The sequence below is a fragment of the Streptomyces asoensis genome (assembly GCF_013085465.1).
Lineage (GTDB): Bacteria > Actinomycetota > Actinomycetes > Streptomycetales > Streptomycetaceae > Streptomyces > Streptomyces cacaoi_A.
The window spans coordinates 5,326,335-5,351,720 of the sequence record NZ_CP049838.1; the positions used below are offsets into that span (position 1 = coordinate 5,326,335).

The following is a 25,386-nucleotide window of genomic DNA, read 5'->3' on the forward strand; positions in this document are numbered from 1 at the left end:
GGCGGATTTTCATGAATCACGACTATGCGGATCCGTCCTTCGCGCGGCATGACTGGCATTCCGACCCGTACCCCTACGCGCCGAGCGCCGGCTGGCATGGCGGTCCTGTCGATGGCCTGGGCTCGGGGACTCCCCTGGCACCCCCCGACTCGGGCTGGGATCCGGTCGAGGAACTGGCCTATCTCTTGCAGGAGGCCGTTCCCGCGGAGCAGACGGTCGGGGTGGTGCCGCCACCTCGCAGCGAGTCGTCATCCGGCGTCGACTTCGCCGACCCGATGGAGAACCTGGCGCAGATCACCGCTCAGCTGCCGCCCATCCGACGCTCTTCTGTGGGGCACCGGAAGATCCGAGCCCGAAAGCTCCGGCTCAAGTGGTTGCGGACCGGCAGCTTCGTCATCGTCGCATTCGTTGCCGCCATCGTGGCGATGGTCAGCGTCTTCGGCGGCATGGTCGCCTACGGGCCTCTTCAGAACATCTCTTCCGGTACGAAGAGCGGAATGATCCCTCAGTGGCCTCTTCTTGTGTACGGCCCCTGGATGGTGGCCTCTCTCTCCATCCTGCGAACTGCCTTGCATCAGCGCCGAGCTTTGCATTCATGGTTCATCGTTCTGTTGTTCTCCTCCGTCGCGATCATGCTGTGCGTGGCTCAAGCCGAAAAGACCTTCACCGGTATCGCTGGAGCCGCCCTACCCGCCCTCGCGTCCCTGGCATGCTTCCAGCAACTCGTCCGACAAATCACCTTGACCCTGCCACCGCGGCAGGAATCGCCCCGTCACCGCCAGTAGCAATAGGGCGCGACCTTCCGGCGCGGCACGTTCGGCCGGAAGTCGCGTAAAGCCGATACCGTCGTGGGCGTCCCCGAGGCTTCCAAAAGGCCCAGGCCGATGACCTGGGCCTTCTTCGTGGAGCACGCATCTGGCACGGGCCTGATCACGGAGTTCGTCGCAGTCGGACACTCACCCCCGCCCATCTGGGAACCGTGAATGGTGCGTTCGATGTCGTGTCATGTCGTGCACACAGCCGAGCCGAGATTCACCTCCTGTCTCCCCTGGGCGGGCTCCGCATCGTTCGGAGCTGCTATGGGCTGCGTCGCCTGGTCCCTGACCGTCTGGGCGCGGGCATACTGCGACGCGGGTTATGACGCCGGCGGACGCTTCGAGCTCAACTTCCTGCTCCCTCTCGTCGTGGGAGCCGAGGCACTCGTCGGGCTCGTGGCTCGGGCCATCGGCCGACACCTGGTGCTTCGCGCGCCAACGGCGGTCCGCGCCTCACTGCCGACGCTGCTGGTGGTTGTCGCGACGGTGTGGTCGGCATGGTGGTTCTTCGCAACCCGGGGGACGCCGGACGGCTATCCCGGCGACTCTGGCCTCTGCCCCGTGAGTAACGTTCCGCCATCGTGGCCTGGATGGATCCCCGCCTGATCAGCCAGGGGGGTGGCTGCTGCGGTTACGCCGACAGTCGACTTTCTGGCCCGCGCCGAGTGATCACAGAGCACAGCAAAGAGGCCCGGGTCGATGACCTGGGCCTTCTTCGTGGAGCGGGTGACGAGAATCGAACTCGCACTCTCAGCTTGGGAAGCGACGGCGCCTGCCGGGTTGGATAGCTTCTGACCTGGTCGTATGTGCTCTGGTGCGGTGCACAGAGGCATGGGATCGCACCACTGCCGACCGTGGCTTGCCGGTCTTGAGGGCACGCTAAGGGCACGCCGTCGCCCCGGAGGCGTGGAGGGTTGCTCTGTGTGGCCGGCGAGGGGCTGAACTTGGGAAGGGAGCGTCGGCCGGAAGGGTGCCCTTGCGGGAGCACACGGAGGGAGGCTCGGCAGCGACCGAGCAACTCGGGGCGATGAGCGGCCTGTTGCCCATCGGCACGGGCGCCGTCCCGCTGCACCCAGGGGCGATCACGGCATATCGCGCGCTGCACGGCTGAGCCCCGGACGAGGTTCCGGGCGTCCGACCGGATCGTCGATGACGACTTTGCCGGTGTACCGCGGTACCAGTGACCAGCGGTCATTGTGACCTCCGGGTCCACGGGTCGCGCCGTGGCCGCTCCTAGTCTCGAAAGCAGTGACCCGGTCGGATGCCGGGCCGGACGGAAGCGGAGAGCGGCACTGTGATCGAAGTTCGTGGGCTGACGAAGCGGTACGGGGACAGGACGGCAGTGGACGACCTGAGTTTCACCGCTCCGGCGGGGCAGGTCACCGGGTTCCTGGGGCCCAACGGGGCGGGCAAGTCCACCACCATGCGGATGATCGTGGGCCTGGACGCGCCGACCAGCGGTACGGCCTTGGTCAACGGCAAGCCGTATGCCCAACACCGGGCGCCCTTGCAGGAGGTGGGGGTGCTGCTGGAAGCGAAGGCCGTGCATCCGGGCCGCTCCGCGTTCAACCACCTGATGGCGTTGGCGTACACCCATGGCGTGCCGAAGCGACGGGTGGAGGAGGTCATCGACGTGGCGGGTCTGCACGACGTGGCGCACAAGAGGGTCGGGGCGTTCTCGCTGGGGATGGGGCAGCGGCTGGGCATCGCCGCCGCGCTTCTGGGCGATCCGGCGGTGGTGATGCTGGATGAGCCGGTCAACGGACTGGACCCCGAAGGCGTGCGCTGGGTGAGGGAGTTGCTGCGCGGACTGGCCGCCGAGGGCCGCACGGTGATGCTGTCCTCGCACCTGATGAGCGAGATGGCGCAGACCGCCGACCGTCTGGTGGTCGTCGGGCGGGGTCGGCTGCTGGCCGAGACGACCGTCGACGCGTTGGTGGAGCAGTCGGAGGAGAAGGGCGTGCGGGTGGCCACCGGCGAGCCCGCGCGGTTGCGTTCGCTGCTGGCGGCGCCCGGCGTCACCGTGACCTCGACGGGTGCCGAGCGGCTCATGGTCTCCGGCCTGGACACGCGGCGGATCGGGCAGGTGGCGGCCGAGCACCAGGTGCCGCTGTACGAACTGGTCACCGAGTCGGTGTCCCTGGAGGAGGCGTTCATGAATCTGACCCAGGACGCGGTGGAATACCACAGCAGCGACACCAGGAGGGCCGCCTGATGACCGCAGACACCATCACCTCCCCTACGACCACCTCGTCGCCGGCGCATCCGGTGTACCGGGTGACCGGTCGGCGGGTCGTCCGTTCGGAATGGTCCAAGTTCTGGTCGCTGCGCTCCAGTTGGATCACGCTGGGCGTGGCCGTGCTGTTCCTGGTGGCCATCGGGGCGATCGCCGCGGCCCTCTACAGTCCGAGCGGTCCGCTGGGCGGAAAGGACGCGGAATCCGGTGCGGCGCTGACCCTGGCGCTGGCCGGCACCAACCTCGCGGCACTGGCCGTAGGCGCGCTCGGTGTTCTGCTGTCGGCCGGTGAGTACAGCACGGGGATGGTCCGCTCGACCTTCGCCGCCGTGCCCGGCCGACTGCCCGTCCTGTGGGCGAAGTGCGCGGTCTACGGCCCGATCGCGTTCGTCACGTCCACCGTCGGCGCCCTGGTCTCCTTCGGGCTCGGGAGCGCCGCCCTGCACGGCGAGAAGATCGCCCTGTCCCTCGGGGACGCCGGGGTCTTCCGGTGCCTGCTGGGCGCGGGCCTGTATCTGGGCCTGGTCGGTGTGTACGGAGTGACGGTCGGCCTGCTGGTGCGCAACAACGCCGGGGGCATCGCGATCCTGGCCGGCGTGGTGCTCGTCCTGCCCGGCCTGACCGGACTGCTGCCCAGCTCGCTCGGCGACACCGTCAGCCGCTACCTGCCCAGCAACGCCGGCCAGTCGGTCATGACTCTGCACGAGTCCAGCGACTCCCTGGTCAGCCCCGGAGCGGGGATGACGGCGCTGCTCGTGTGGGCCGTACTGCTGCTGGCCGGTGCGGCCTACCGGCTGCGCCGCAGTGATGTCTGAGGTCGCGTCCGCGAGGATGGAACCGATGGATCACACAAGGTCGGGTCACCCGGGCCGGGCGGGGACGGCTTCCCCCTCGGCCGGGTCGGCCAAGCCGGGGGCGGCTTTGCCCTCCGAGCCGACCCTCGGGCGGGGAGATGTCCGCCCGGGGCCCGAGGCCGTCTGGGCGCACCCCGTCATGCGGACGCTGCTGCGGGTGCTGGGCCGGCTGCGGGCGGCGGACCGGCGGCGTCCCTGGCTCCTCGACACCGCCGTGGTGGTCCTTGTCGCCGCTGCCGCGCCGCCGGATCTGCTGGTGCACAGCCCGGGGCATCCGGTGTCGCGCCCGGTGGGAGCGGGTCTGCCCGTCGGCGTGGTGCTGGCCATCGCGGCCGTGCTGGTGGTGCCGCTGTGGTGGCGCCGCCGCGCTCCGGCCGAGGTCTTCGGCGTCTGCCTCGTGGTGTGCCCGGTCATGTGGTCGCTTGGCCTGGGGCCCGCGGCTGCCGCCGTTCTGCTGATCGCCCTGTTCGACCTCGCCCTGCACGCTTCACCGCGCGCGATCTGCTGGGCGCTGCCGGCGACTGTGGCGGGGTGGGTGCTGATCGTGGTCACCGTGATCCCGGCGGCCAGTCCGGTGGCCTTTCTGTTCCTGTCCACCGGCACCGGCATCGGGGCCGTCGCCCTGGGCCTGACCTTCCGCATCAGCCGGCTGTACCTGTCCGCGCTGCGGGACCGGGCGGCGCGGCTGGAGATCGAGCGGGACCAGCGCGCCCGGCTGACGGCGGCGGCCGAGCGCTCGCGGATCGCCCGGGAGATGCACGACATCGTCGGACACAACCTGTCGGTCATGGTCAACCTCGCCGACGGCGCCGCCGTCCTGACCACCCGCGACCCCGATCGGACCGAGCAGGCACTCCATCTCATCGGCGACACCGGCCGCCAGGCGATGGACGAACTCCGGCGCGTGCTGGGGGTGCTGCGCGAGTCCTCGGAACCGGAGGACGACAGCTCGCCCCGGTCCCCGCAGCCGGGTGTCCGTGACCTGGAAACCCTGCTCGACCGGGTCCGCGCGGCCGGTCTGCCGGTGGTCTACCGCACCGTCGGACCGGTCGACCGGTTGGGCCGGGGTGTGCAGCTCGCGGTGTTCCGTGTGGTGCAGGAGGCCCTGACCAACACCCTCAAACACGTCGGCCCCGGTGCCACGGCCGACGTCACGGTCGCGATCGAGGGCCGCCTGTTGCGTGTCCGGGTCGCCGACACCGGTTCACTGTCGCGGAGACCACCCACGGCCCACCGCGGGGACTCCGGCCACGGTTTGGTCGGCATCCGCCAACGTGCCTCGCTCTACGACGGCACCGTCACCATCGGACCACGCGACGACGGCCAGGGCTGGATCGTGGACGTCCTGATGGATCCGTCCGCCTCGGCCACCTCCGGAGAGCCCACGCCATGACCACCATCCTGATCGCCGACGACCAGCCACTGCCCCGCATGGGTTTCCGCATGCTGCTCGACGGCTCCCCCGGCGTGAGCGTCGTCGGTGAGGCCGACAACGGCGCGCAGGCTGTCCGCATGGCGGCCGAACTGAGCCCCGACGTCGTCCTGATGGATGTCCGTATGCCCGGTCTCGACGGCATCGAGGCGACCCGCCGCATCGTGGCGGCGGGCGGCCGCACCCGCGTGCTCATCCTGACCACCTTCGACCTCGACGATTACGCCTACGCCGGGCTGCGCGCCGGGGCCAGCGGCTTCCTGCTCAAGGACGTCCGCCCGACGGAACTCCTCGCCGGCATCCAGGCGGTCGCGACCGGCGACGCCGTCGTATCCCCCCGGCTCACCCGCCGCCTGCTCGACGCCCACGCCCACGACGTCCTCGCGCCCGACGCCGGGCCTCGTACGGACCCGCGGCTGGCGGCGCTCACCGAACGCGAGCACGAGGTGCTCGTGGCCATCGGCACGGGCTGGACGAACGCTGAGATCGCCGAACGGTTCGTGCTGACCGAGTCGACCGTGAAGAAGCATGTGGGCCGGGTGCTGGCCAAGGTCGGTGCCCGCGACCGTATCCAGGCGGTCATCCTCGCCTACGACGCGGGACTGGTCGCTCCGCGGCAGTGAGTGCCGCCCACTCTTTCATGTTGGAGACATGACAGTGCGCCGCCGAGGTGACTCGGCGGCACACTGCCGTGCGTCAGGCTTCTGGTCTCAGTTGGTCGACTTCGAGGCGGTGCGCTCCTTGTACAGCTTCAGCGGTACCCGGCTGATGATCGAGTCGAGGGAGGAGTTGTTCCGACCGTCGGCCCAGGTGACGTACGCGTACCCGCCGGCGATCTCGATCCCCGACCAGCGGTCACCGGGCGGGCCCGTCTCGCCGACCGGCTCGGTCACGTGGTTGACCTGCACCGGTGCGCTGAACGAGCGTCCATGGTCGAAGGAGACGACCGAGAACCCGTCGCCCGCGGTAGTCCGCCACATGACCCCCAGATCACCGTTGGCGCCGAAGTCGATCGCCGGACGCACGGCGCCCGGAGTGGAGATCGTCGCCGGCCCGGTCCAGGTCCTGCCGGCGTCCGGGGTGGTGTAGACGTCCAGCGTGTTGGAGTCCCGGGGGACCATGACGGCGAACCGGCCGCGGTGGGAGGTGTCGGCCGCCACCCACGGGACGGGGTCGGCAGCCGCGCCCAGGGCCGGAACAGGTACCAGGGACCCGGTGCCCGCCGGAACGGGGGTTCCCGTGCCGTCGTTCACCGTCGTGTTCGTCCACGTCTTGCCGTCGTTGCGGCTGACGTGGAAGTTCACGGGCTTCCCCGCCTCCTGGGAGGCCGACACGAGGATCCCGCCGTACACGGCGATCTCACGCCCCGGATAGCCGCACACCAGCGGGATGCCCGGTGCCACCTCGATGCAGGGCATCGGACCCGGGATCACCCGCGAGTCATTGCTGAAGGTCTTTCCGCCGTCGGCGCTGACGGAGACCGCGCTCGGGTACTCCCACGCCGCCCCGGCGACCGCGTAGACCTTGCCCGTCGCGACGTCCACCCGCATCTTCGGGGCGCCGCCGAGGAGCAGCGGCGTGGACACCGGGTCGGTCCAAGTCCGGCCGCCGTCCGTCGACTTGGCGACCTGGTTGTGGTTCAGCAGGTTCGCGGCCAGGCCCGAACTGACCTGGTTGTTGTCGACGTACACGGTGCCCTTCGCGTCGAACTGCACGCTGGGCTCACCGCACTTGGGCGCCGCCGTGCCCAGCGGCCATGCCACCTGGGTCCAGGTGTCGCCCCTGTCGTTCGAGTAGGCCAGGAAACACCCACCGTCGATCGGCTCAAGACCCGGCGACGGCGGGAAGATCGTCGAGACGAAGACGAGGTTCTTCGGATTCCTGGGGTTGACGGCGACCGTGGGCTGGCCCTCTTTGGTAGCCGGCATGTTGGTGACGTCGACTTCGTGAATGGCTGCGTCGCCCACGCCGTTCGGCGAGGCCACGGCGGCGGGTGTTCCAGACAGCAGGAACAGTGCGGAGAATGCCGCCGCGCTTAATGTCGCGGATGAACTTCTGAACAGCACCATGTAGTCCTCAATTTCCACGTCCGGTAGAACAGAATTCCTTTGTCCACATCGCTCATGGACGCCTGGTTCCTGCCTGGGCCGCTGACATCGGGTTCCCGCCCGCGGTCCCAGAGTCAATGACCCGTTCCATTACCAGTGGGCAAAATCGACTGCGGCAGGCGGTAAACTGGCTTCTCTTCGCTTCGCTGTGATCCGGCCCGCTCAGGCTAGAGAGGAACGCTCTCGTGTCCGTGGGACTACGGGAGACAATCGGCCCGACGGAGTGGTACCGGAGTACCATTCCGACTGGCGAATCTCTCATTTGCGGGTAATTTCCTCGAAACCGGCGGCAGAGTTCAAAGCTGCGGCAGGTGATGGCCGGGGTGGGCATGAGCGGATGGCGGGCGAGGCCGTGGGCACGCGAACTCGCGGGTTCACGGGCATCGTTCAAGAGCGGGTCCGGGCGATCGCAAGCAGCGCGTCCGTCGAACCGCGGCGTGCATGTCCGTCCACCGGCGGGCTGTCGGTCAGCCGACCACGGTGTGGACCGCGCCGCCCGGCACGAAGCAGACCTCGTCGCCGTCGAGGGCGAGTCGGCCGTAGTGAGGTGCGGGGAAGCGGGCGGGAAAAGAGGAACGCGTCTTCGTCGAGCGCCCGTCGCACGAGTGCGTGCCGGGTGGCGACTGCTGTGAAGTAGGCCCGTACGCCACCGGAGTTGAGCCGCAGCACCGCTTGACCGAGCGTGTGGCCCGGTGCGTGTTCGACGGTCAGGCTCGGCGAGATCTCGAACGGCAACGGAACGACCTTCGCCAGGCCCGCTTCGGCCACCGGCCGCCCGCACTCGTCGAACACGTTGGGGTTGAAGTCGTTGGGGTGCGGCGGCCCGGCCGTGTCCCACCGCAGTTACTCCTCCGCCGCGAACACGTGGTCCGCGTCGGGGAAGGTGGGCATCCGACTCCCCTCGCACCAACGGGTGGTCCAGCCGCAGTGATCGAGAGCATCACAGCGAAAGGCCACCCGGTGGCGCAACCCGCACGTAACCCGAGGATCACGATGCGGCTGACTGCCTCTGTATGAAACTGCTGCGACCGAACAAGGTGGCTGGCAACCCGCTTACCGTCCAGCTAAAGATGTCCCTGCGCGACGTCAGTCGCGGGACTGGGCGGGTCCCCCGCTAATTGAATGTTGAGGGACGCGCGCAGGGGCGGGCTCTCGGACCTGGCCATCATCACGGGTGGCCTGGCCGAGGCTGCCCCACGGCGGTAAGCCAGGTTGCCCCTAGCGGGAAAGTGAGCTGTCCCCATGGCAACCGTCGGTTGGGCCGCGGTGATCGTCACCTCGATAGGTGGGTTGATCTTCGTCCTGAGTTACCTGCTCGAGCAGGTACCGCCACTGTCGGACAAGGCCGTCGAGGCGATTGCGGCGGTTCGTCGCCTGATCGACGCCTGGCGTGGCGGCGAACAGGGGCCTCCTCCTGGGATGTAGGTAGAGCGTTCGTAGGTCGAAGCTCTACCCGCGCCTGTCTGATGCTGCACTGACCAAGTCCTTGTGGCGCGGCTATGGTGCGCACCGCGCCCACTGGTCTACACAACAAACAACCCCCAGGTCCATGACCTGGGGGTTCATATTGGAGCGGGTGACGAGAATCGAACTCGCACTCTCAGCTTGGGAAGCTGCGATCATTTGAGGGCGGCTTGTGTTCTGACCTGGAGGAACGGTCGGATCGTGGCTCCATCGGACCGGGCTGCTTTCACCGTGGTTGCCCGCCGTTCCCCGCTCGATCTGGTGCGCTTGTGGTGCAGAGACGAGCACGGCTTCAGCGGTGGACTTCACCGCTGCGGACGAGTAGGGAACGGAGGGGGTGCCGTTCATGAGTCAGGATGGCGCCTGCGCACGCTGAGCCTGCGTGGCGCTCACGCGGTCGGCGGAGCCTCACGCGCCCATCGAAAGGCATCGGCGCACCCTGCGGGATCACCCAAGGGCGGGGATAGTGAGCGTGACAACCAGTGCAGCGCGCGACGAACGGACCGACCTCGGGGTTCGCTAGAACGCTGTAGTGGCTGGAGGGCTGAGCCGGGAGCATGTGCCCGTTCGCCGTCGTCTCCAAGTCGGGCCAGCCGGGGAGCATTGGCACGGGAGCTGTACCGCGAACGGGGCACCGTCAGGAGACCGGCTGAGGGACGGCGCCCGCTCTGGACACAGAGTTTGAGATCGGGCCTCATCCTTATCAGGTCGATCACCGTGGGCTCTTGGTGCTGGACACCTGGTGCCCTGCGACACAGGGGCGGTCGCTGGTGTCCGCCCCGGTCCGCCCCGGTCCGCAGCTATTGGTGTCAGCTACTGGTGTCACCCGTTGGCGGGGACTTGACAACGCAACGCCGACGCCCCAACAGCCCAGGGACCTGGCACCAGGGCGCCTCTCGGCTGTCGCATCAGTACCTGCTGACGTGGGCAGAGTCCTGGCCACCGGCGAGGCATACAGCCGCCCCGCCCACCACAAGAAGGGCACCAAACCCCGGCGCACCGAGGAGCGGCAAACTTGACGGTCTGGGCCATGTGCAGCGGGCACGTGGCCGAAGAATTTCACGGGGTACGTCGGTGGATCTCAGCTCAGTGATCATCGCTGTCGCAGGCGTCGCAGGAACCCTGGGAGGGTCGCTACTCACCCAGCGCGGCTCCGAACGAGCGAAGCGCCTGGAGATAGAGCTCGTTCGAGACCATGAGGAGGTCCGCGAGGCCCGTTCGCTGCGACGCACCTGCTATGTGGAACTCAACCGGGATGCTCGGCAGTTCACCACCGCACTCAACCGACACCTGCACGTCATGAGGGAACGCGGCGTGGCGGAGGGCGACAGCGACGCACTCGAGGAAGCGAAGAACGCGCACCGCGATCGATACTCCGAAGCACAGATGATCGCCCCCGAAGAGGTACTCAGGCGAGCGAGTGTCGTCAACCAAGCCCTGAACAAGGTCTACGGCCAGGTCAAGCGCCTCGAACGCGGTGCCCCCGAACCAGGCGAAACGATGGAGACCGCGGCCCAGGCGCAGTACGAGGTCTGGGAGATGCTCCGAACTATGAGAACCGCTATGCGCTACGACCTCGGTGTGTCGCATGAAGATTGAGAGCTAGCGCAGCTGATGGCGCTCAGCTCCGTGCGAGTTCTCTTGTCTGCCTCGACCAGCCACAACTGATCGAAGCAGAGGTTAAAACGCAAGCTTACGCCTCAGCCGACGACAGCCAGCCACGACGATGGGTGCGCCGACCGGGCAGGCGCGCGTATGCCTCGCTGCACCCCACCGGCCTCAGCCACGCTATCGGGGCTTGTCGTCGCCGACAGCAAGTTACACCCGGCCGGCTCGTGACGACGGCGTGAGCCATCAGCTCGGGGTTCAGCAGTCAATAGTGCTGACCTGGGTAAATGACCTAGCTGCGGCGTTATCGGCGGTGCCTTCATTCCCCGCTTGCCCCACCTGCGCGCGCTCAGCGCGCTGAGCGCGCACTGAGGACGTAACGTCCATAAACGGGCACGGAGGGTAGTCGGCTGGTTCTGTCGGCCCTGGTGTCGGCTGGGCAACCGAGAAGACGCGGCTATGCCGTGTGCCGATCGTGCTGCGGGACTCCAATGTAGGCAGGGTGGCGTGCGCATGGTGAAGAAAGTCTTGGTGGCGCTGGGCATCGTGGTGGTCCTGCAAAGCCTTTTCGCGCTCTGTCTGATCAGTGCCCTTCAACTGCTCGTGCCACGCAACATGCCGTTCGGGGTGACCGGCGCGTCCCCTGTCGTGCACGCGGTGACATCGAAGATGTCGCTCCACACGCTCAGCTACAAGGACGAAGCGGCAGTAGTCGACGCGGTCGACCAGAGCAAGATCTACGGTGCCTACCTCCCCGGCAAGACGAGGGACACTTTGATCGTGGTCCCTGCCAAGAGCTTCTTCGGCCGCGTGGAGCTCGAGGGCGCGTTCGCGGAGGGGGCCAAGAAGCTCGGCCGGCCCCTGACCGTGCGGACGCTCAAGCCGCTGCCCCAGAGTGACCGGCTGGGTGGTGTGGCGGGGTTGCTCCTGCTCCCGTTGCTGATCGGTGGGTACCTCGCCGCCGTCCTGGTGCTCAAGACCACCAAGACCGCCGCCGCTCCCTGGCGGGTGGCGATCCTGCTCGGCTACGCGACAGCCGGCGCGCTGGTGACCGACCTGATCGCCGGTCCGGGCCTCGGTGCCTACGCCAACAGCCACTTCTGGCCCCTGCTGCCATGCTTCATCCTCATCTCGGGCGCGGTCGCGCTGGCCGCCGCCGCTCTTCAGCGCCTCGTGGGACCACTGGGCACCCTCTTGGTGGTGATCCTGTTCGTCTTCCTCGGTGGGGCAGCGTCCGGCGGCAGCGGAGTGGCCCTGTTGCCTACCTATTGGCAGAACATCGGCGCCGTCTTCCCACCCCAGCACGCGGTCACGCTGCTGCGCAACGTGCTCTACTTCGGCGGCAACAACATCAGCACTCCGCTGATCGTCCTGGGCCTGTATGCGCTGGTGGGTGCCCTCATCGTGGGCTACTTGGGACGCTGGGGGCCGGTCAGGGCGACGGGAGACGACGCCCCCGAACAGGGCGCGGATGCAGCGACGGCACAGCCTTCGGGCCCGAAACCGGCTGTGCGGCTCATCGCCGCACTGGTGATCGCCGGAGTGATGCAGTGCCTGTTCACTGCCAACTACATGAGCTCCGGGCACGCACCCGTCGCGACCGACATGCCGTTCGGCGTGACAGCACAGTCCCCGATTCTGGCGGCGGCCCAGAAGAACATCTCACTCAAGGTCACCCATTACACGAACGAGGCGACCGCGAAGAAGGCCATCGACGAGGCCAAGATCTACGGAGCACTCATCTCCGGACAGAAGTCCGACACTCTGATCGTGGTCCCCACCATCAGCGACGTCGCACCCCTCGACCTGGCAACCGCCTTCGAGGCCGCAGCCAAGAGCACCGGTCAGCCACTCTCCGTCCAGCAGTACGCGCCGCATCCGCTGGCGAAGAAGGATCCCTTCGGCCTCGTCGTCTCGCTCCTGCTGGTCCCCCTGCTCGTCGGCGGATACATGGGCGCCACCATGCTCCGTACCACGACCGGAGCCCCCACGGGACGCTGGCGGGTCGCCATCATCATCGGCTACGCCATCGTCGCCGGCCTGGTCGTCAACCTCATCGTGGGCCCCTGGCTCCAGGGCTACCCCACCCAGAAATTCTGGATCGTCTGGCCGATCCTGTCCCTCATCATCGCCGCGGTCGCCTTCGTCGCCGCCGTCCTGCAAAAACTCCTCGGCGCCGCAGGAACACTCGTGACCGTCATCGCGGTCATCCTCTTCGGCAACCCCTCCTCCGGCGGAGCGAACGGAGTCCCCTACCTCCCCGCCTTCTGGGACGCCATCGGCCCCTACCTGCCACCGCGCAACGCCTACATCCTGCTGCGCAACTCGATCTACTTCGACGGCCACGGAACGACACAGGCCCTGATCGTCATGCTCCTCTACCTGGTGGTCCCAGCCGCCGCCCTCGGCTTCCTCAACTGGTTCCGCACACCGCAGATCCCAGTAGCCCCCGAGACCGAAGCCGAAGCCGCAGCCGTAACCGCACCGGTCGGCGGCCTCCCGTAACCCGGCACCCTGACCCTGCGAGCGCGGCACGGACACCGGCCGGGCTGGAGCGGGACGAAGGCAGGAGCGCAGGCCCGGCCGGGGGCCGGGCCGCGCGCGGGGAGCGGAGCGAGCCGCCTTGAACCCGTAGAGAAGGTTGTTACTCACCGACTGGCAGCGTCAGAACGGCGGCTCTTCGCTCCATCCAGCGCCTGGGTCTGCGCCCCACCGACAGCTGGCTGGTGATAGGTCGCTGTCGCAGTACAGAAAGGGATTCCGCTGGCCTTCGAGCCCTGAGGAGTCCTCACTCCAGGCGTCGAGGGCATCAATGGCCCGCTCTCGGTGCTGCCATAGCTCGCTGGTTCCGAGAACCCGCCGGACCAGTGGTGCCAGTGTCGCTCGATGGCTGAGCAACTTGGGATCGTCCATGAGCGGGACGCACGCCGTGATCGCGGCTTCGCGTACATGGCGGTCGGTGTCGTGGACGTACGCAAGAGCGGCTGAGTACAACAGCGGCCGGATCTCACGCATAGACACGGCTGGCGGATAGTCCTCAAGAGGGAAGCCGTACCGTCGGCTTGTGGCATCGGCTGCGTCGGTGACCTCGTTGGCCACCGACGCAATCCAGGCCAGGAGTTCGGTCCGGATGTTGCCGGGCAAAGAATGGCGGTCCTTGTCGACCGCACGCATCGTCCTCGGGTCGGGCAGGATCGCGGCCACGTACAGCGCTGTGGGCACTGTCGCCTCGTAGATCGTGTTCTGGTGGTGCAGGACACCGTGGATCTTGCCCAGTGCCTTGGATCTCACGACCTGATCTGCGTCCAGTAGCGCAACCAGCATGTGGGGCGCATCCGTGGCCGACCCATACGCATGATGCAGTTCGGCCCAGTTTGTCTGAGCGAGTGTCCGCTGTGGATCAGGCAGACCAGAGGCGTACCAGGGCTCGGGAGTGTCTTTCATGCGATCCGCCACAACGGTGCCGTGTATCTCTCTGGGCGGCTGGTGATGAGCAGCCGACGCAGATCGTCGCGTTGGAGGCCGCTGAGGTTCAGGACCTCTGTGAGGTGGCGGAACGTCGTGTGGGTGACTCCGTGGCTTCGAGCCTCGTTCTCGAACTCGTCGAGCTGCGGCAGCACGGTCGCAGGATCGAGCTTCACCGCCGGCTGGTCCTTGAGCCATGCGGCCTTGTTGCGCTCGTAGTCGATCTCCGAGCCCGTGACCGTCTCCCTCCCGCTCGTCTTCGTCCTCGGCGTCATTGCCTGGGCCGCGATCAAGTTCCTGGGAGTCCGCATGTGGGTCGCCGTCGTGATCGCCCTGTTCGGCTTCTGGCTCTCCCACACCTTCCTCGCCCCCGCCATCGAGTCCGGCACCCGCTCCTGGGTCGGGGTCGTCAACGGCGACAACCGCTGAAAGGAGCTCCGCCATGTTCCGCCCCAAGCTGCCCGACGTCCCCACTCCGCCGTCGACCCTCATCCCGCAGCAGCACTGCCAGCGCAGCCCGGCCCCCGCCGCGGGCCGCTCGCTCAGCCCCTACGCGGGCCCGGTCGCTGCGGTCCTCGTCGGCGGAGTCGTCCTCACCGCGCTCCTGGCGGCGGTCGCCATCACGGCCATCTCCGTGGCCATCGCCGCCGTGGTCCTGCGCTCGCTCCTGAACAACGCCAACAGGCACTGACCGGCCCCTGGGGCGGCAAACGCCGCCAAGCATCCCGCCGCCCCGGGGCCGTCCCTCCCAACCGCCGAAACAGCCGAAAGGAACACCCATCATCACCCGGCAGACTCCACCCCCGCTGGCGGAACTCTCCATGCTGGCCTCCCTCGGCACCATGCCCGAGCTGGCCCGCCAACTCTCCGGTCTGGGCGGCTGCACCCACCCCGTCCGCCTCGACGGCCACCGCACCGAATACGCCGTCGACACGACAACCGGCGAGATCGGCCGCACTCTGCATCACCTCGACTCGACAGCCCTCCCGGCCGGACAACTCCTCGTCCGCTGCAACAACCGCCGCGCGACCCGCTGCCCGGCCTGTGCCGAGACCTACCGTCGCGGCACCTACCACCTGATCACCGCCGGACTGCGCGGCGGCAAAGGCACTTCGGACCAGGTGGCCACACACCCCCGCGTCTTCGCCACCTTCACCGCGCCCGGCTTCGGCCCGGTCCACAACCGCCGATCCGACGGACGCCCCTGCCGCTGCGGCGCCCGCCACGACGAGAACGACAGCACGTTAGGCACGCCCCTCGATCCGGACCGGTACGACTACGTAGCGGCCGTGCTCTGGAACGCCCACGCCGGGCACCTCTGGCGGCGCTTCTCGATCTACCTCCGCCGGGAGATCGCCAAGCGCGCCGGACTCACCCAACGAGCCTTCCGCGACCACGCACGCGTCTCCTTCGCGAAGGTCGCCGAGTACCAGAAGCGCGGTGCCGTGCACTTCCACGCGGTCATCCGTATCGACGGCCCGGAAGGCGGCGACACCTCACCGCCCGCCTGGGCGACGGCAGAGCTCCTGACGGACGCCATCCAAGCCGCGGCCACCGCCGCCCGCGTCGAGGGCCCGACCGTCGACGGACGCGCGCACATCTTCGCGTTCGGCCGCCAACTCGACGTCCGCACGATCCGATCCGCCGACTTCGACGACGGCCAGGAGCTCACCGAACGAGCCGTCGCCTCGTACATCGCGAAGTACGCGACCAAGGGTGCCGAGACGGCGACCGGCACTCTCGACCGTCCGCTCAAATTCCTCGCCGAGCTCGCCCAAGCGCGCATCTCAGACCACGCCGGACGCATGATCCGCGTCGCCTGGACCCTCGGCGCACGCCCCGAACTCGCCGAGCTCCGCCTACGGGCCTGGGCTCACATGCTCGGCTTCCGCGGCCACTTCTCCACCAAGTCCCGCCGCTACTCCACCACCCTCGGCGCACTCCGAACTGCCCGCGCCGACTGGCGACGCGCACAGGTCGCTGCGGTGGTCGAGCCAGGGCCGACGGAAACGACCCTCGTCCTCTCGCACTGGGCCTTCGCCGGAACCGGCCTCTCCCGCGCCGAAGCCTGGCTGGCCGCATCCCTCGAACCCGCTCCCGGCACGGAAGGGGAACCCACCGCATGACCGACCGCTATCTGTCCGTCGACCAGGTCGCCGAGCTGCTCGGCACGACCAGCCGCTTCCCCCCGGCGACTGATCGAGGAACGGCGCATCCGGTACGTGAAGGTCGGCCGGCATGTCCGCATCCCCGAGAGCGCGGTCGAGGAGTTCGTGCAGTCCCGCACGGTCGAGCCGCTCAGGCTCCGTCGCACCGCACTTCGGAGGGCTGCCTGATGGCCAACAGGAAGGGGAGGCGTCGCCGCTTCGGTGCGGTACGGCAGTACCGGTCCGGCCGCTGGACCGCGCCGTACCTCGGCCCCGACAACGAGCGCATCCGCGCGGACGAGACGTTCGAGACCAAGAAGGACGCGGAAGTTCGGCTGTCCCAGGTAGAAGCAGACCTCACCCGTGGGGACTGGCGTGCTCCTGATGCCGGGGCGGTCAACTTCCGCCTTTGCGCCGAGAAATGGGTAGAGGAACGGGAGCTGGCTGTTCGGACCGTGGACCTGTACAAGCACCTCCTCAGACTCCACATCCTCCCGACCTTCGCGGCGCTCGACCTGGACGAGATCACCGCGCCCCGCGTCCGTGAATGGCGGGCCGAGCGTCTCCGCACCACCAAGACCAAGACCACCGTTGCGAAGGCATACCGCCTCCTCAAGGGCATCCTCGAAACGGCGGTCGACGACGACCTGATCAGCCGCAACCCGTGCCGGATCAAGGGTGCGGGCAAGGAATCCGCGGCTGAGCGTCGTATTGCCACCGTCGCCCAGGTCGACGCCCTCGCCGACGCGATCGGTATCCGCTGGCGGCTCATGGTCTACCTCGGCGCGTACGGCCCGATGCGCCCCGAAGAGCTGGCCGGCCTGCGCCGCCGGGACGTCGACCTCGACAACCTGGTGATCCGCGTTCGCGTCGCCGAACCGGAGCGGACCAACGGCAAGCGCGCCCCTGGAGAGACCAAGTCCGACGCCGGTGTCCGTGCCGTCGTCCTCCCTGGCTTTCTCCACAAGGAGGCGAAGCAGCATCTCGCCTGGTTCGCCGAGAAGGAGCCTGACGGCCTGGTCTTCGTCGGGGAGAAGGGTGCCCCGTTCCGGCGTACGTCCTTCGGCCGGAAGTGGGCCCGTGCTCGCGCCGTCGTGGGCCTTCCGGACGGCTTCCGCTTCTACGACCTTCGTCACACCGGTCACACGCTCTCGACCCGTTCGGGGCGCCACCCTGAAGGACACGATGGTCCGCGCCGGCCAGTCGTCCGAGAAGGCCGCGCTGATCTACCAGCACTCAGACGAGGAGCGGCAACGTGACGTGGCCTCCGGGCTCGACGACATGGTCCGCGCCGAGCGTGTGAAGCACCACAAGGGCAAGAATCACGACTCCGCGCACCACAACGAGAAGCCCACGGGCAGCTAGTCGCGCCCTTATGGTGCGGATGTGGTGCGCGTCCCGCCCACTGGTCTGGACAACAAAGAACCCCCGGGTCATCGACCTGGGGGTTTCTACTGGAGCGGGTGACGAGAATCGAACTCGCACTCTCAGCTTGGGAAGCTGATGTTCTACCACTAAACTACACCCGCGTAAGTCGCCGGTTTGGACCGGTGTCGGAACGCTCCGTCACTCTACCTCATGCCGGGCCCCAGGCGATGAAGCCTTGGGGCCCGCGCGCGGTTCGGGGGAGGGATCCGGCTGCGAGGGGCCGGAGTTGGGGCGTACGGTGGGGTGGTGGAAGTGGGGTCGGGCGGGGTCGGAGTGCCGCCTGGAGGGTCGTCCCGTTCGTCCCGTAATGTGGCTTTCGTGGTCCGGTGGGTAGTAGCCGGACAGGGCTCTTGGGGAAGGGACTCTAGGACTTGATGGAGCGCACCGTCGTCCGTTGTGCCGATGGGCACGTGTTCAGCACCGCTTCGTTCCCGATGCAGCAGGCCGAGCGGCTCGGTCCCGGGCGACTCGTCCGGTGTCCTCGGTGTACCCGGTTGCGGAGTGCCGTACCGGTGACGCTCGAGAAGCGGTAGCGGCAACAGGAGCCGGAGGCGCTGGAGGCGCCGCCGGCCTGGCGCGCGGAGACGTCCGATGGTGGTCGCTCCGCGCGCTTTGCGTATCCTCGGGACGTGCTTCTCTCAGACAAGGACATCCGGGCCGAGATCGACGCCGGGCGAGTACGGATCGATCCCTACGACGAATATATGGTGCAGCCGTCGAGCATCGATGTACGGCTGGACCGGCTGTTCCGGGTGTTCGAGAACCACCGGTACCCGCACATCGACCCCTCCGTCGAGCAGGCCGACCTGACCCGGCTCGTGGAGCCCGAGGGCGACGAGCCGTTCATCCTCCACCCGGGGGAGTTCGTGCTCGCGAGTACCTATGAGGTCATCACGCTTCCCGACGATCTCGCCTCGCGGCTCGAGGGCAAGAGTTCCCTCGGGCGCCTCGGGCTGGTCACCCACTCCACCGCCGGGTTCATCGACCCCGGGTTCTCCGGACATGTGACGCTCGAGCTGTCCAACCTCGCCACCCTGCCGATCAAGCTCTGGCCCGGCATGAAGATCGGCCAGCTCTGCATGTTCCGGCTCAGCTCGCCGGCCGAGTCGCCGTACGGCAGCGAGCGGTACGGATCCCGGTACCAGGGCCAGCGCGGGCCGACGGCCTCCCGGTCCTTCCTCAACTTCCACCGGACCCAGGTGTGAGCGGCGACGACGTGAGCGGCGCGGACGTGGCACGGGAGAACCTGACCTACGAGCAGTTCGGCACCGCCGTCCGTGAGCTCGCGCAGACCATCGCCGACGACGGCTACGTACCCGACGTCGTGCTGAGCATCGCCCGCGGCGGAGTGTTCGTCGCCGGCGGGATCGCCTACGCGCTCGACTGCAAGAACATCCACCTGGTGAACGTCGAGTTCTACACCGGGGTGGGGACCACGCTCGAGATGCCCGTCATGCTCGCGCCCGTCCCCAACGTCATCGACTTCTCGGACAAGAAGGTCCTGATCACCGACGACGTCGCCGACACGGGCAAGACGCTCAAGCTCGTCCGCGACTTCTGCCTGGACGCCGTCGCCGAGGTGCGCAGTGCCGTCATCTACGAGAAGCCGCAGTCGCTCGTGAAGTGCGAGTACGTGTGGAAGCGGACCGACGACTGGATCAACTTCCCGTGGAGCGTTCTGCCGGTCGTGCGTAAGGCCGGGGAGGCCGTCACGCCCTCCAGGGAAGCCCTCTAGCGACCCGGCGTTCGTTGCGTGCGGCGAGGCGGGCCGGCCGTTTCGCGGTGGCCGGCCCGATCCGGCTACGTGTCACTCCGCGCTACTTCGAGTGAAGCACTTTGACGCCGTCCCGCTCGAAGTCGTAGACGTAGTCGTTGAGCCGGAGGCCGTCGACCGCGCCGATCCACATGAAGTCGCGTCCCTTGCCCACGGCGACCGTGTAGACGGTCGGCCTGGCGTTGACGTTGGTGAACGAGGCCTTCAGCTGGGCGAAGGTGCACTGGGCGGCCTGGTTGCAGGTCGTCTCGCCGCCCGTGAGGTACCAGTAGCCCGTCCTCGTGGCGTCGAGGAAGGGGCTCCAGCCGCTCGTGACCGGGGACGCGGTCGGCACCCACACCAGCGTGGAGTAGTCGTCGGTAGGCATGGACGTCACGTTCGGGTCGATCTCGAACCTGATGTTCGGCATGTTCGTCGGGCCGCCCCCGTAGTCGAAGACGTTCTCGCGCGTCTGGAACACGTGGAAACCGACTCGTCGCAACCCCAGCAGCTGCTTCCCGAAGAAGTCCACTTCATTGCCGAAGTCGACCTTCTCGCTCGGAGGGGTCAGCGTGGTGGACCTGTCCGCCACCTCGATGCCGAGGCTGCCTCGCCCGTACGGCGGCCTGGCGGCAGCGCCCGTCACGCCGAACGGACCGTAGGGCCCGTTGCGGAGTTCGGCGACCGGAGAGCCGATCGTGTTGCGGGCGATCACGCCCCAGTGGTCCGAGTGGGCCTGGTTGTCGTCCGTCCGGGCGGCTGCCGATCCCGGAAGGATCAGGGCGATGACGGCGACCAGCAGGGCGGCCACGAGCGCCGTTCCCCGCCTCACGCCAAAGCGAGCTTTCACGCGCACTCCTTGTAGGAGGTTGTAGGGAACAGTCACAATATATTACGCTCTGTAGTTGTCATGATGCGACATGCGGTCATTTGGCCGCTTTGTTCCAGCCGGTGGTCGTGAGATCTCGCTTTCGGTGACGACATGCCAAGGGCCCTCGGCGATCCGCCGAGGGCCCTTGAGGTGTCCGCCAGGTACTAGAACGTGCCCAGTTTCACGATCGACAGCAGCGCGATCAGCTGGATCGACGACGCGCCCAGCGCCTTCGGCCACGGCAGGTCGTGGGAGCGGCTGACCATCAGGGTCAGCAGGGCGCCGGCCGCCACCCACGTCGCCCAGCCCAGCAGCTGTACGAACGACGCGTCGCCGCCGAAGAACATCGCGACGACCAGACGCGGGGCGTCCGTGAGGGACATGATCAGCATGGAGAGGCCGACCGTGGGCTGCCAGGCGCCGTCGCCGCCCAGCTGGCGGGCCAGGGTGTGGGTGACCACGCCCAGGATGAAGGAGCTCAGCACCATCGCGACGGCCGTCGTCAGGACGATCGGGATCGCGTTGGACAGCGTCGCGTTTATCGCGTCCGTGCGCGTGTCGTCGAAGCCGAAGACCGCGAGCAGGCCGTAGAGGAACGTGACGACGAGGGCGGGGCCCCACATCGTGTAGTCCCGCATCTGGAGAAAGGTCTGCTTGGGGGTGAGGACGATGCCCTTCAGCAGCTCCTTCCAGTGCAGACGCGGACCGACCGGGCCCGCCGGGGCCGAGCCGGCGTGATACGTACCACCCTGGTCGTACTGGTCGTACTGGTTGTGGTCGTCGATCGAGAAGGCCTGGGTGTGGCCCGGGTTGTTCGCGGCGTACGGGTCGTGCGGGGCACCCCCCGGGCCGCCGGGCCCACCGGGGCCGCCCGGAGCACCGTACGGGGCGTCGCCGCCGAAGTACTCCGGCTCGTCGCCGTTCTGGCCGCCGTACCCTCCGCCGTTCGCCTGCGGCCACTGGCCGCCGCCCGCGCCCGTGCCGCCGTGCGGCGGACGCTGCTGCGGGTACGGCTGCTGGCCCGACGGGTAGCCGTACGACGGCCCCGAGGGTCCCGACGGTCCCGAGGACCGCGACGGTCCCTGGGGCGCCTGCTGCCCGTACGGAGGTTGTTGCGGTCGCGCTTGCGGGGCGCGGTTGTCCCGGCCGCCGCGTCCGATCCTGAATCCAGCCACGTCTTCGAACGTACCTGGTCCCGCAGAGTGACGTGCCCGGGCCTGCCGTCCAAGTACGGCTTTGCTGCTGAGCTGTGACATCCCCTAAGGGGAGTAACGGGGCGCGAATCAGTGGTTCATCAGGGGAGGGTCGTAGGGGGCGGAGGGGTGGTGGTGGGTGGGTGAAGGCGTGAACGGCGACGCCCCCGTGTCCACGGTGGGACACGGGGGCGTCGGTACAGCTGTGGTACAGCCGTTCGGGCTACTTCACCGGCTGCGGTTCCGGCTCGTTCTCGGTCTGCGCCTCGCCCGCCGGGGGCTCGTCGTCGACCGGGGTCTTGACCGACTCCAGCAGCAGCTGGGAGACGTCCACGACCTGGATGGACTCCTTGGCCTTGCCCTCGTTCTTCTTGCCGTTGACCGAGTCGGTCAGCATGACGAGGCAGAACGGGCAGGCCGTCGAGACGATGTCGGGGTTGAGGGAGAGGGCTTCGTCGACGCGCTCGTTGTTGATGCGCTTGCCGATCCGCTCCTCCATCCACATGCGTGCGCCGCCGGCGCCGCAGCAGAAGCCGCGCTCCTTGTGGCGGTGCATCTCCTCGTTCCGCAGACCCGGGACATTGGCGATGATCTCGCGCGGAGGCGTGTAGATCTTGTTGTGACGGCCCAGGTAGCAGGGGTCGTGGTACGTGATGAGGCCCTCGACCGGGGTCACCGGGATCAGCTTGCCCTCGTCGATGAGGTGCTGGAGCAGCTGCGTGTGGTGGATGACCTCGTAGTCGCCGCCGAGCTGCGGGTACTCGTTGCCGATGGTGTTGAGGCAGTGCGGGCAGGTCGCGACGATCTTCTTCGCCGACTTCGGCTTGCGCGAGGCCTCGGTCACCTTGCCGTCGTCGTCCATCTCCTCGCCGAACGCCGTGTTCAGCGCCATGACGTTTTCCATGCCGAGCTCCTGGAACAGGGGCTCGTTACCGAGACGGCGGGCGGAGTCACCGGTGCACTTCTCGTCGCCGCCCATGATCGCGAACTTGACGCCCGCGATGTGCAGCAGCTCCGCGAAGGCCTTGGTGGTCTTCTTCGCGCGGTCTTCGAGGGCGCCGGCGCAGCCGACCCAGTACAGGTACTCGACCTCGGAGAGGTCCTCGATGTCGCGGCCGACGACCGGGATCTCGAAGTCGACCTCCTTGAGCCACTCCAGGCGCTGCTTCTTCGCCAGCCCCCAGGGGTTGCCCTTCTTCTCCAGGTTCTTGAGCATCGTGCCCGCCTCGGACGGGAACGCGGACTCGATCATGACCTGGTAGCGGCGCATGTCGACGATGTGGTCGACGTGCTCGATGTCGACGGGGCACTGCTCGACGCAGGCGCCGCAGGTGGTGCAGGACCACAGCACGTCCGGGTCGATGACGCCGTTCTCCTCGGCGGTGCCGATCAGCGGGCGCTCGGCCTCGGCCAGCGCCGCGGCGGGCACGTCCGCGAGCTGCTCGGCCGACGCCTTCTCCTCGCCCTCCATGCTCTTGCCGCCGCCGGCGAGGAGGTAGGGGGCTTTGGCGTGCGCGTGGTCGCGCAGGGACATGATGAGGAGTTTGGGGGAGAGCGGCTTGCCGGTGTTCCAGGCGGGGCACTGGGACTGGCAGCGGCCGCACTCGGTGCAGGTGGAGAAGTCCAGCAGGCCCTTCCAGGAGAACTGCTCGACCTGGGAGACGCCGAAGGTGTCGTCGTCGCCGGGATCGGCGAAGTCGATCGGCTTGCCGCCCGACGTCATCGGCAGCAGCCCGCCCAGGGCCGTCGCGCCGTCCGCGTTGCGCTTGAACCAGATGTTCGGGAACGCCAGGAACCGGTGCCAGGCGACGCCCATGTTCGTGTTGAGCGAGACCACGATCATCCAGATGAACGACGTCCCGATCTTGATCATCGCGACGAGGTAGACCAGGTTCTGGAGCGTGGTGACGCCGAGCCCCTTGAAGGCCAGGACGAGCGGGTACGAGGCGAAGTAGCCGGCCTCGTAGTGCTCCACGTGGTGCAGTGCACCCTCCAGGCCCCGCAGCACGTAGATGGCGAGGCCGATGGTGAGGATGACGTACTCGACGAAGTAGGCCTGACCGGACTTGGAGCCGGCGAAGCGGGACTTGCGGCCCGCGCGGGAGGGCAGGTTCAGCAGGCGGATCGCCATGAGGACGACGATGCCCAGGATCGTCATCACGCCGATGAACTCGATGTAGAGCTCGAACGGCAGGAAGTCGCCGATGATCGGCAGCACCCAGTCGGCCTCGAAGAGCTGGCCGAAGGCCTGGGCGAGGGTCGGCGGCAGCGTCAGGAAGCCGATCGCCACGAACCAGTGGGCGAAGCCCACGATGCCCCAGCGGTTCATCCGCGTGTGGCCGAGAAACTCCCGTACCAGCGTCACGCTGCGCGCGTAGGGATCGTCTTTCCTTGTTCCGGCGGGGAGCGGCTGGCCCAGCTTGAAGTACCGGACGAACTGGCCGATGGCACGTGCGATCAGGGCGACGCCGACCACGGTCAGAAGCAGCGACACGATGATCGCGGCGAGTTGCATTTGGGGGCTCCTCGGGCCTGCGAGGGAAATTACTAAGCGGTAACTTATGCAGTCCGTTTGAGACTACCCCGTATTCTCCGTCGCACTGTAGCGGGATGCGGAGTGATCTCAGTCGCTGAGGGTTGCCTCAGAATCCGGTCGAGTTCGTGCCGTGTTATTCGTACCAAATTGGTACATATGTGACTAATTTATATCCGTGCTCTACGGGATCGTCGCCGCCATCACCGCCCTGTTCCTCGCCGCCGTCCTCGCCGCGCTGCTGCGCGTGCCCGCCCTGCGCCTGGGGTTGCTCGACCGGCGGCAGCGGCAGCGGCGGGTGCCTCTGTTCGGGGGTGCCGCCGTGGTGCTCGCCACCTGTCTCGTCGCGGTCGCCGGGGACTGGACGGGCATCGCCCCGCTCGGCGACGGCATCGAGGTGCTGCTCGTCACGGGGGGCGCCGTCGCCGCGCTCGGGCTGGTCGCGGACGTGTGGCGGCTCAACGCGCGGTTCCTGGTGGTCGGTACGGCGGTCGCGGCCGCCTTCGTGGTGCCGTACGGCGACACCGGCGTGGTGGCCGGAGTGGCGGGTGTCGGCTGGATCACCTTCGTCGCCCTCGCCTTCCGGTCGCTCGACCACGCCGACGGAGTGGCCGGAACCGTCGGGGTCGTCACCGCCTTCGGGGTGGCCGCCTGTGCCGCCGTCGAGGTCATGGACGGGCTGGCGGTACTGCTGAGCGTGTTCGCCGCCGCGCTGACCGGGTTCCTGATGCACAACTGGCCTCCCGCGCGTGTCGCTCTCGGGGCGTGCGGGTCGCTCTTCGCGGGCTTCCTCCTCGCCGCGGCCGCCGTGATCGCCCGCGCGGGGCACGATCCGGTCGCCGGCGCGGGGGTGCTGCTCGCGCTCACCGCGGTCGCCGTGGCCGACGTCGTCCTGGTCGTGCTGTCGCGGCGACTGGCCCGACGGCCGCTGTTGCGCGGCGCGTCCGACCATCTCGCCCACCGGCTGCGGCGGCTGGGGCTCACCGCGCAGGGAGTGACCGTCCTGCTCGGTGTCGCGGCCTTCGCCGCGGTGCTCGTCGGGGTGCTGGTGCACGCCGGATGGGCCGACGCGCGGGCGGTGTGGTGGGTGGCCGGCGGGGCACTCGTCGTAGTGCTCGGGATGCTGCGGGTCGCGGTGTACGGGCCGCCACGCGCGCGTGGCGGTCGCGAACGGCGGGCTCGGGGTACGCGGCGTGCCCATGCCGCGAGTGCCGCGCGGGGTGCCGGCGGTGCCGGTCATGGCGCCGGTGGTGTTCTTCGGGAGACGCGGCTCGCGGCCCGTTCCGCACCCCGCCCCGAGTCGCGTCCCGGGTCGGGTTCCGCGTCGGTCTACGCGCCCCGGCGTCAATCCGAGGACCCTGCGCACCACCCGGATCCTGGTGCGCGGCGAACCGGGCGATCCGTATCGCCGCAGGTCAACGCGTCCTTGCGTGTAAGGAACGGATAAGAGTTGAGTGGGTGTGACTCAGGTCTGTTGAC

At 68.2% G+C, this 25,386-nt stretch carries 20 protein-coding genes, 1 tRNA gene and 2 pseudogenes; 16 read left to right on the plus strand and 7 right to left on the minus strand.

Annotated elements, in window-relative coordinates; translation table 11 throughout:
* Positions 1-11: 11 nt before the first annotated feature.
* The 5 genes from G9272_RS23840 to G9272_RS23860 all read left to right on the plus strand — a co-directional run bounded on the left by G9272_RS23840 (position 12) and on the right by G9272_RS23860 (position 5,960).
* Positions 12-785, plus strand: a complete 774-nt coding sequence (locus G9272_RS23840; protein WP_171398449.1) for a DUF2637 domain-containing protein — start codon at positions 12-14, stop codon at positions 783-785.
* A 1,324-nt stretch (positions 786-2,109) separates the two neighbouring features.
* Positions 2,110-3,030: an ABC transporter ATP-binding protein gene (locus G9272_RS23845; protein WP_171398450.1), complete on the plus strand. Its 921-nt coding sequence runs from the start codon at positions 2,110-2,112 to the stop codon at positions 3,028-3,030.
* Positions 3,030-3,866: an ABC transporter permease gene (locus G9272_RS23850; protein ID WP_171398451.1), complete on the plus strand. Its 837-nt coding sequence runs from the start codon at positions 3,030-3,032 to the stop codon at positions 3,864-3,866. The genes G9272_RS23845 and G9272_RS23850 overlap by 1 nt, the downstream gene beginning before the upstream one ends.
* A 25-nt stretch (positions 3,867-3,891) precedes the next feature.
* Entirely contained in the window at positions 3,892-5,298 is a 1,407-nt protein-coding gene (locus G9272_RS23855; protein ID WP_171398452.1) for a sensor histidine kinase, read from the plus strand.
* The gene (locus tag G9272_RS23860; protein WP_171398453.1) at positions 5,295-5,960 is read left to right on the plus strand and encodes a response regulator; all 666 of its coding nucleotides are present in this window, start codon (positions 5,295-5,297) and stop codon (positions 5,958-5,960) included. Before G9272_RS23855 ends, G9272_RS23860 begins: the two co-directional genes overlap by 4 nt.
* 87 nt (positions 5,961-6,047) lie before the next feature.
* On the opposite strand, the gene G9272_RS23865 is transcribed toward G9272_RS23860, so the two are convergent.
* Complete coding sequence (locus G9272_RS23865) at positions 6,048-7,265, minus strand: sialidase family protein (RefSeq protein WP_253267917.1); 1,218 nt, start codon at positions 7,263-7,265, stop codon at positions 6,048-6,050.
* A gap of 1,422 nt (positions 7,266-8,687) precedes the next feature.
* Between G9272_RS23865 and G9272_RS23870 the strand changes: the two genes are divergently transcribed.
* From G9272_RS23870 to G9272_RS23880, 3 genes are all read left to right on the plus strand, one after another.
* Positions 8,688-8,870 (plus strand): hypothetical protein, encoded by a 183-nt coding sequence (locus G9272_RS23870; protein WP_171398455.1) that lies wholly within the window; start codon positions 8,688-8,690, stop codon positions 8,868-8,870.
* 1,113 nt (positions 8,871-9,983) lie between these two features.
* Positions 9,984-10,508 (plus strand): hypothetical protein, encoded by a 525-nt coding sequence (locus G9272_RS23875; protein ID WP_253267918.1) that lies wholly within the window; start codon positions 9,984-9,986, stop codon positions 10,506-10,508.
* Between the two features lie 522 nt (positions 10,509-11,030).
* Positions 11,031-13,022 carry a hypothetical protein gene (locus G9272_RS23880; RefSeq protein WP_171398456.1) on the plus strand — a complete coding sequence of 664 codons (1,992 nt, stop codon included), beginning with the start codon at positions 11,031-11,033 and terminating at the stop codon, positions 13,020-13,022.
* A 159-nt stretch (positions 13,023-13,181) separates the two neighbouring features.
* Here G9272_RS23880 and G9272_RS23885 read toward each other — a convergent pair whose 3' ends face one another.
* Together G9272_RS23885 and G9272_RS23890 are read right to left on the minus strand one after the other, a co-directional pair.
* The gene (locus G9272_RS23885; RefSeq protein ID WP_253267919.1) at positions 13,182-13,841 is read right to left on the minus strand and encodes a hypothetical protein; all 660 of its coding nucleotides are present in this window, start codon (positions 13,839-13,841) and stop codon (positions 13,182-13,184) included.
* A 116-nt stretch (positions 13,842-13,957) separates the two neighbouring features.
* Positions 13,958-14,158, minus strand: a complete 201-nt coding sequence (locus G9272_RS23890; protein ID WP_437184294.1) for a hypothetical protein — start codon at positions 14,156-14,158, stop codon at positions 13,958-13,960.
* Between the two features lie 58 nt (positions 14,159-14,216).
* Here G9272_RS23890 and G9272_RS23895 point away from each other — a divergent pair, with 58 nt between their 5' ends.
* From G9272_RS23895 to G9272_RS23915, 5 genes and pseudogenes are all read left to right on the plus strand, one after another.
* Positions 14,217-14,411: a hypothetical protein gene (locus tag G9272_RS23895; protein ID WP_171398457.1), complete on the plus strand. Its 195-nt coding sequence runs from the start codon at positions 14,217-14,219 to the stop codon at positions 14,409-14,411.
* 13 nt (positions 14,412-14,424) lie between these two features.
* Positions 14,425-14,673: a SpdD protein gene (locus tag G9272_RS23900; protein WP_171398458.1), complete on the plus strand. Its 249-nt coding sequence runs from the start codon at positions 14,425-14,427 to the stop codon at positions 14,671-14,673.
* Positions 14,674-14,803: 130 nt separating this feature from the next.
* On the plus strand, positions 14,804-16,108 hold the full coding sequence (locus tag G9272_RS23905; RefSeq protein WP_171398459.1) for a replication initiator: 1,305 nt from the start codon (positions 14,804-14,806) through the stop codon (positions 16,106-16,108).
* Positions 16,105-16,318, plus strand: a pseudogene (locus G9272_RS23910) (excisionase family DNA-binding protein). The gene G9272_RS23905 and the pseudogene G9272_RS23910 overlap by 4 nt, the downstream one beginning before the upstream one ends.
* Positions 16,318-17,494, plus strand: a pseudogene (locus tag G9272_RS23915) (tyrosine-type recombinase/integrase). Before G9272_RS23910 ends, G9272_RS23915 begins: the two co-directional pseudogenes overlap by 1 nt.
* A 90-nt stretch (positions 17,495-17,584) precedes the next feature.
* Here the strand turns inward: G9272_RS23915 and G9272_RS23920 are convergent.
* Positions 17,585-17,658, minus strand: a tRNA-Gly gene (locus G9272_RS23920).
* A gap of 528 nt (positions 17,659-18,186) precedes the next feature.
* On the opposite strand from G9272_RS23920, the gene dcd reads away from it, so the two are divergent.
* Together dcd and G9272_RS23930 are read left to right on the plus strand one after the other, a co-directional pair.
* The gene (dcd, locus tag G9272_RS23925; RefSeq protein ID WP_171398460.1) at positions 18,187-18,762 is read left to right on the plus strand and encodes a dCTP deaminase; all 576 of its coding nucleotides are present in this window, start codon (positions 18,187-18,189) and stop codon (positions 18,760-18,762) included.
* Entirely contained in the window at positions 18,759-19,292 is a 534-nt protein-coding gene (locus G9272_RS23930) for a phosphoribosyltransferase (RefSeq protein WP_437184295.1), read from the plus strand. The genes dcd and G9272_RS23930 overlap by 4 nt, the downstream gene beginning before the upstream one ends.
* Positions 19,293-19,374: 82 nt before the next feature.
* Here G9272_RS23930 and G9272_RS23935 read toward each other — a convergent pair whose 3' ends face one another.
* The 3 genes from G9272_RS23935 to G9272_RS23945 form a co-directional block, all read right to left on the minus strand.
* A complete protein-coding gene (locus G9272_RS23935) occupies positions 19,375-20,160 on the minus strand; it encodes a hypothetical protein (protein WP_253267920.1) in 786 nt (261 codons plus the stop codon).
* A gap of 185 nt (positions 20,161-20,345) precedes the next feature.
* A complete protein-coding gene (locus G9272_RS23940) occupies positions 20,346-21,437 on the minus strand; it encodes a Yip1 family protein (RefSeq protein WP_171398461.1) in 1,092 nt (363 codons plus the stop codon).
* A 160-nt stretch (positions 21,438-21,597) separates the two neighbouring features.
* Positions 21,598-23,889 (minus strand): heterodisulfide reductase-related iron-sulfur binding cluster, encoded by a 2,292-nt coding sequence (locus G9272_RS23945; RefSeq protein WP_171398462.1) that lies wholly within the window; start codon positions 23,887-23,889, stop codon positions 21,598-21,600.
* A gap of 196 nt (positions 23,890-24,085) precedes the next feature.
* On the opposite strand from G9272_RS23945, the gene G9272_RS23950 reads away from it, so the two are divergent.
* The gene (locus G9272_RS23950) at positions 24,086-25,354 is read left to right on the plus strand and encodes an MraY family glycosyltransferase (protein ID WP_171398463.1); all 1,269 of its coding nucleotides are present in this window, start codon (positions 24,086-24,088) and stop codon (positions 25,352-25,354) included.
* The last annotated feature ends 32 nt before the right edge of the window (positions 25,355-25,386 follow it).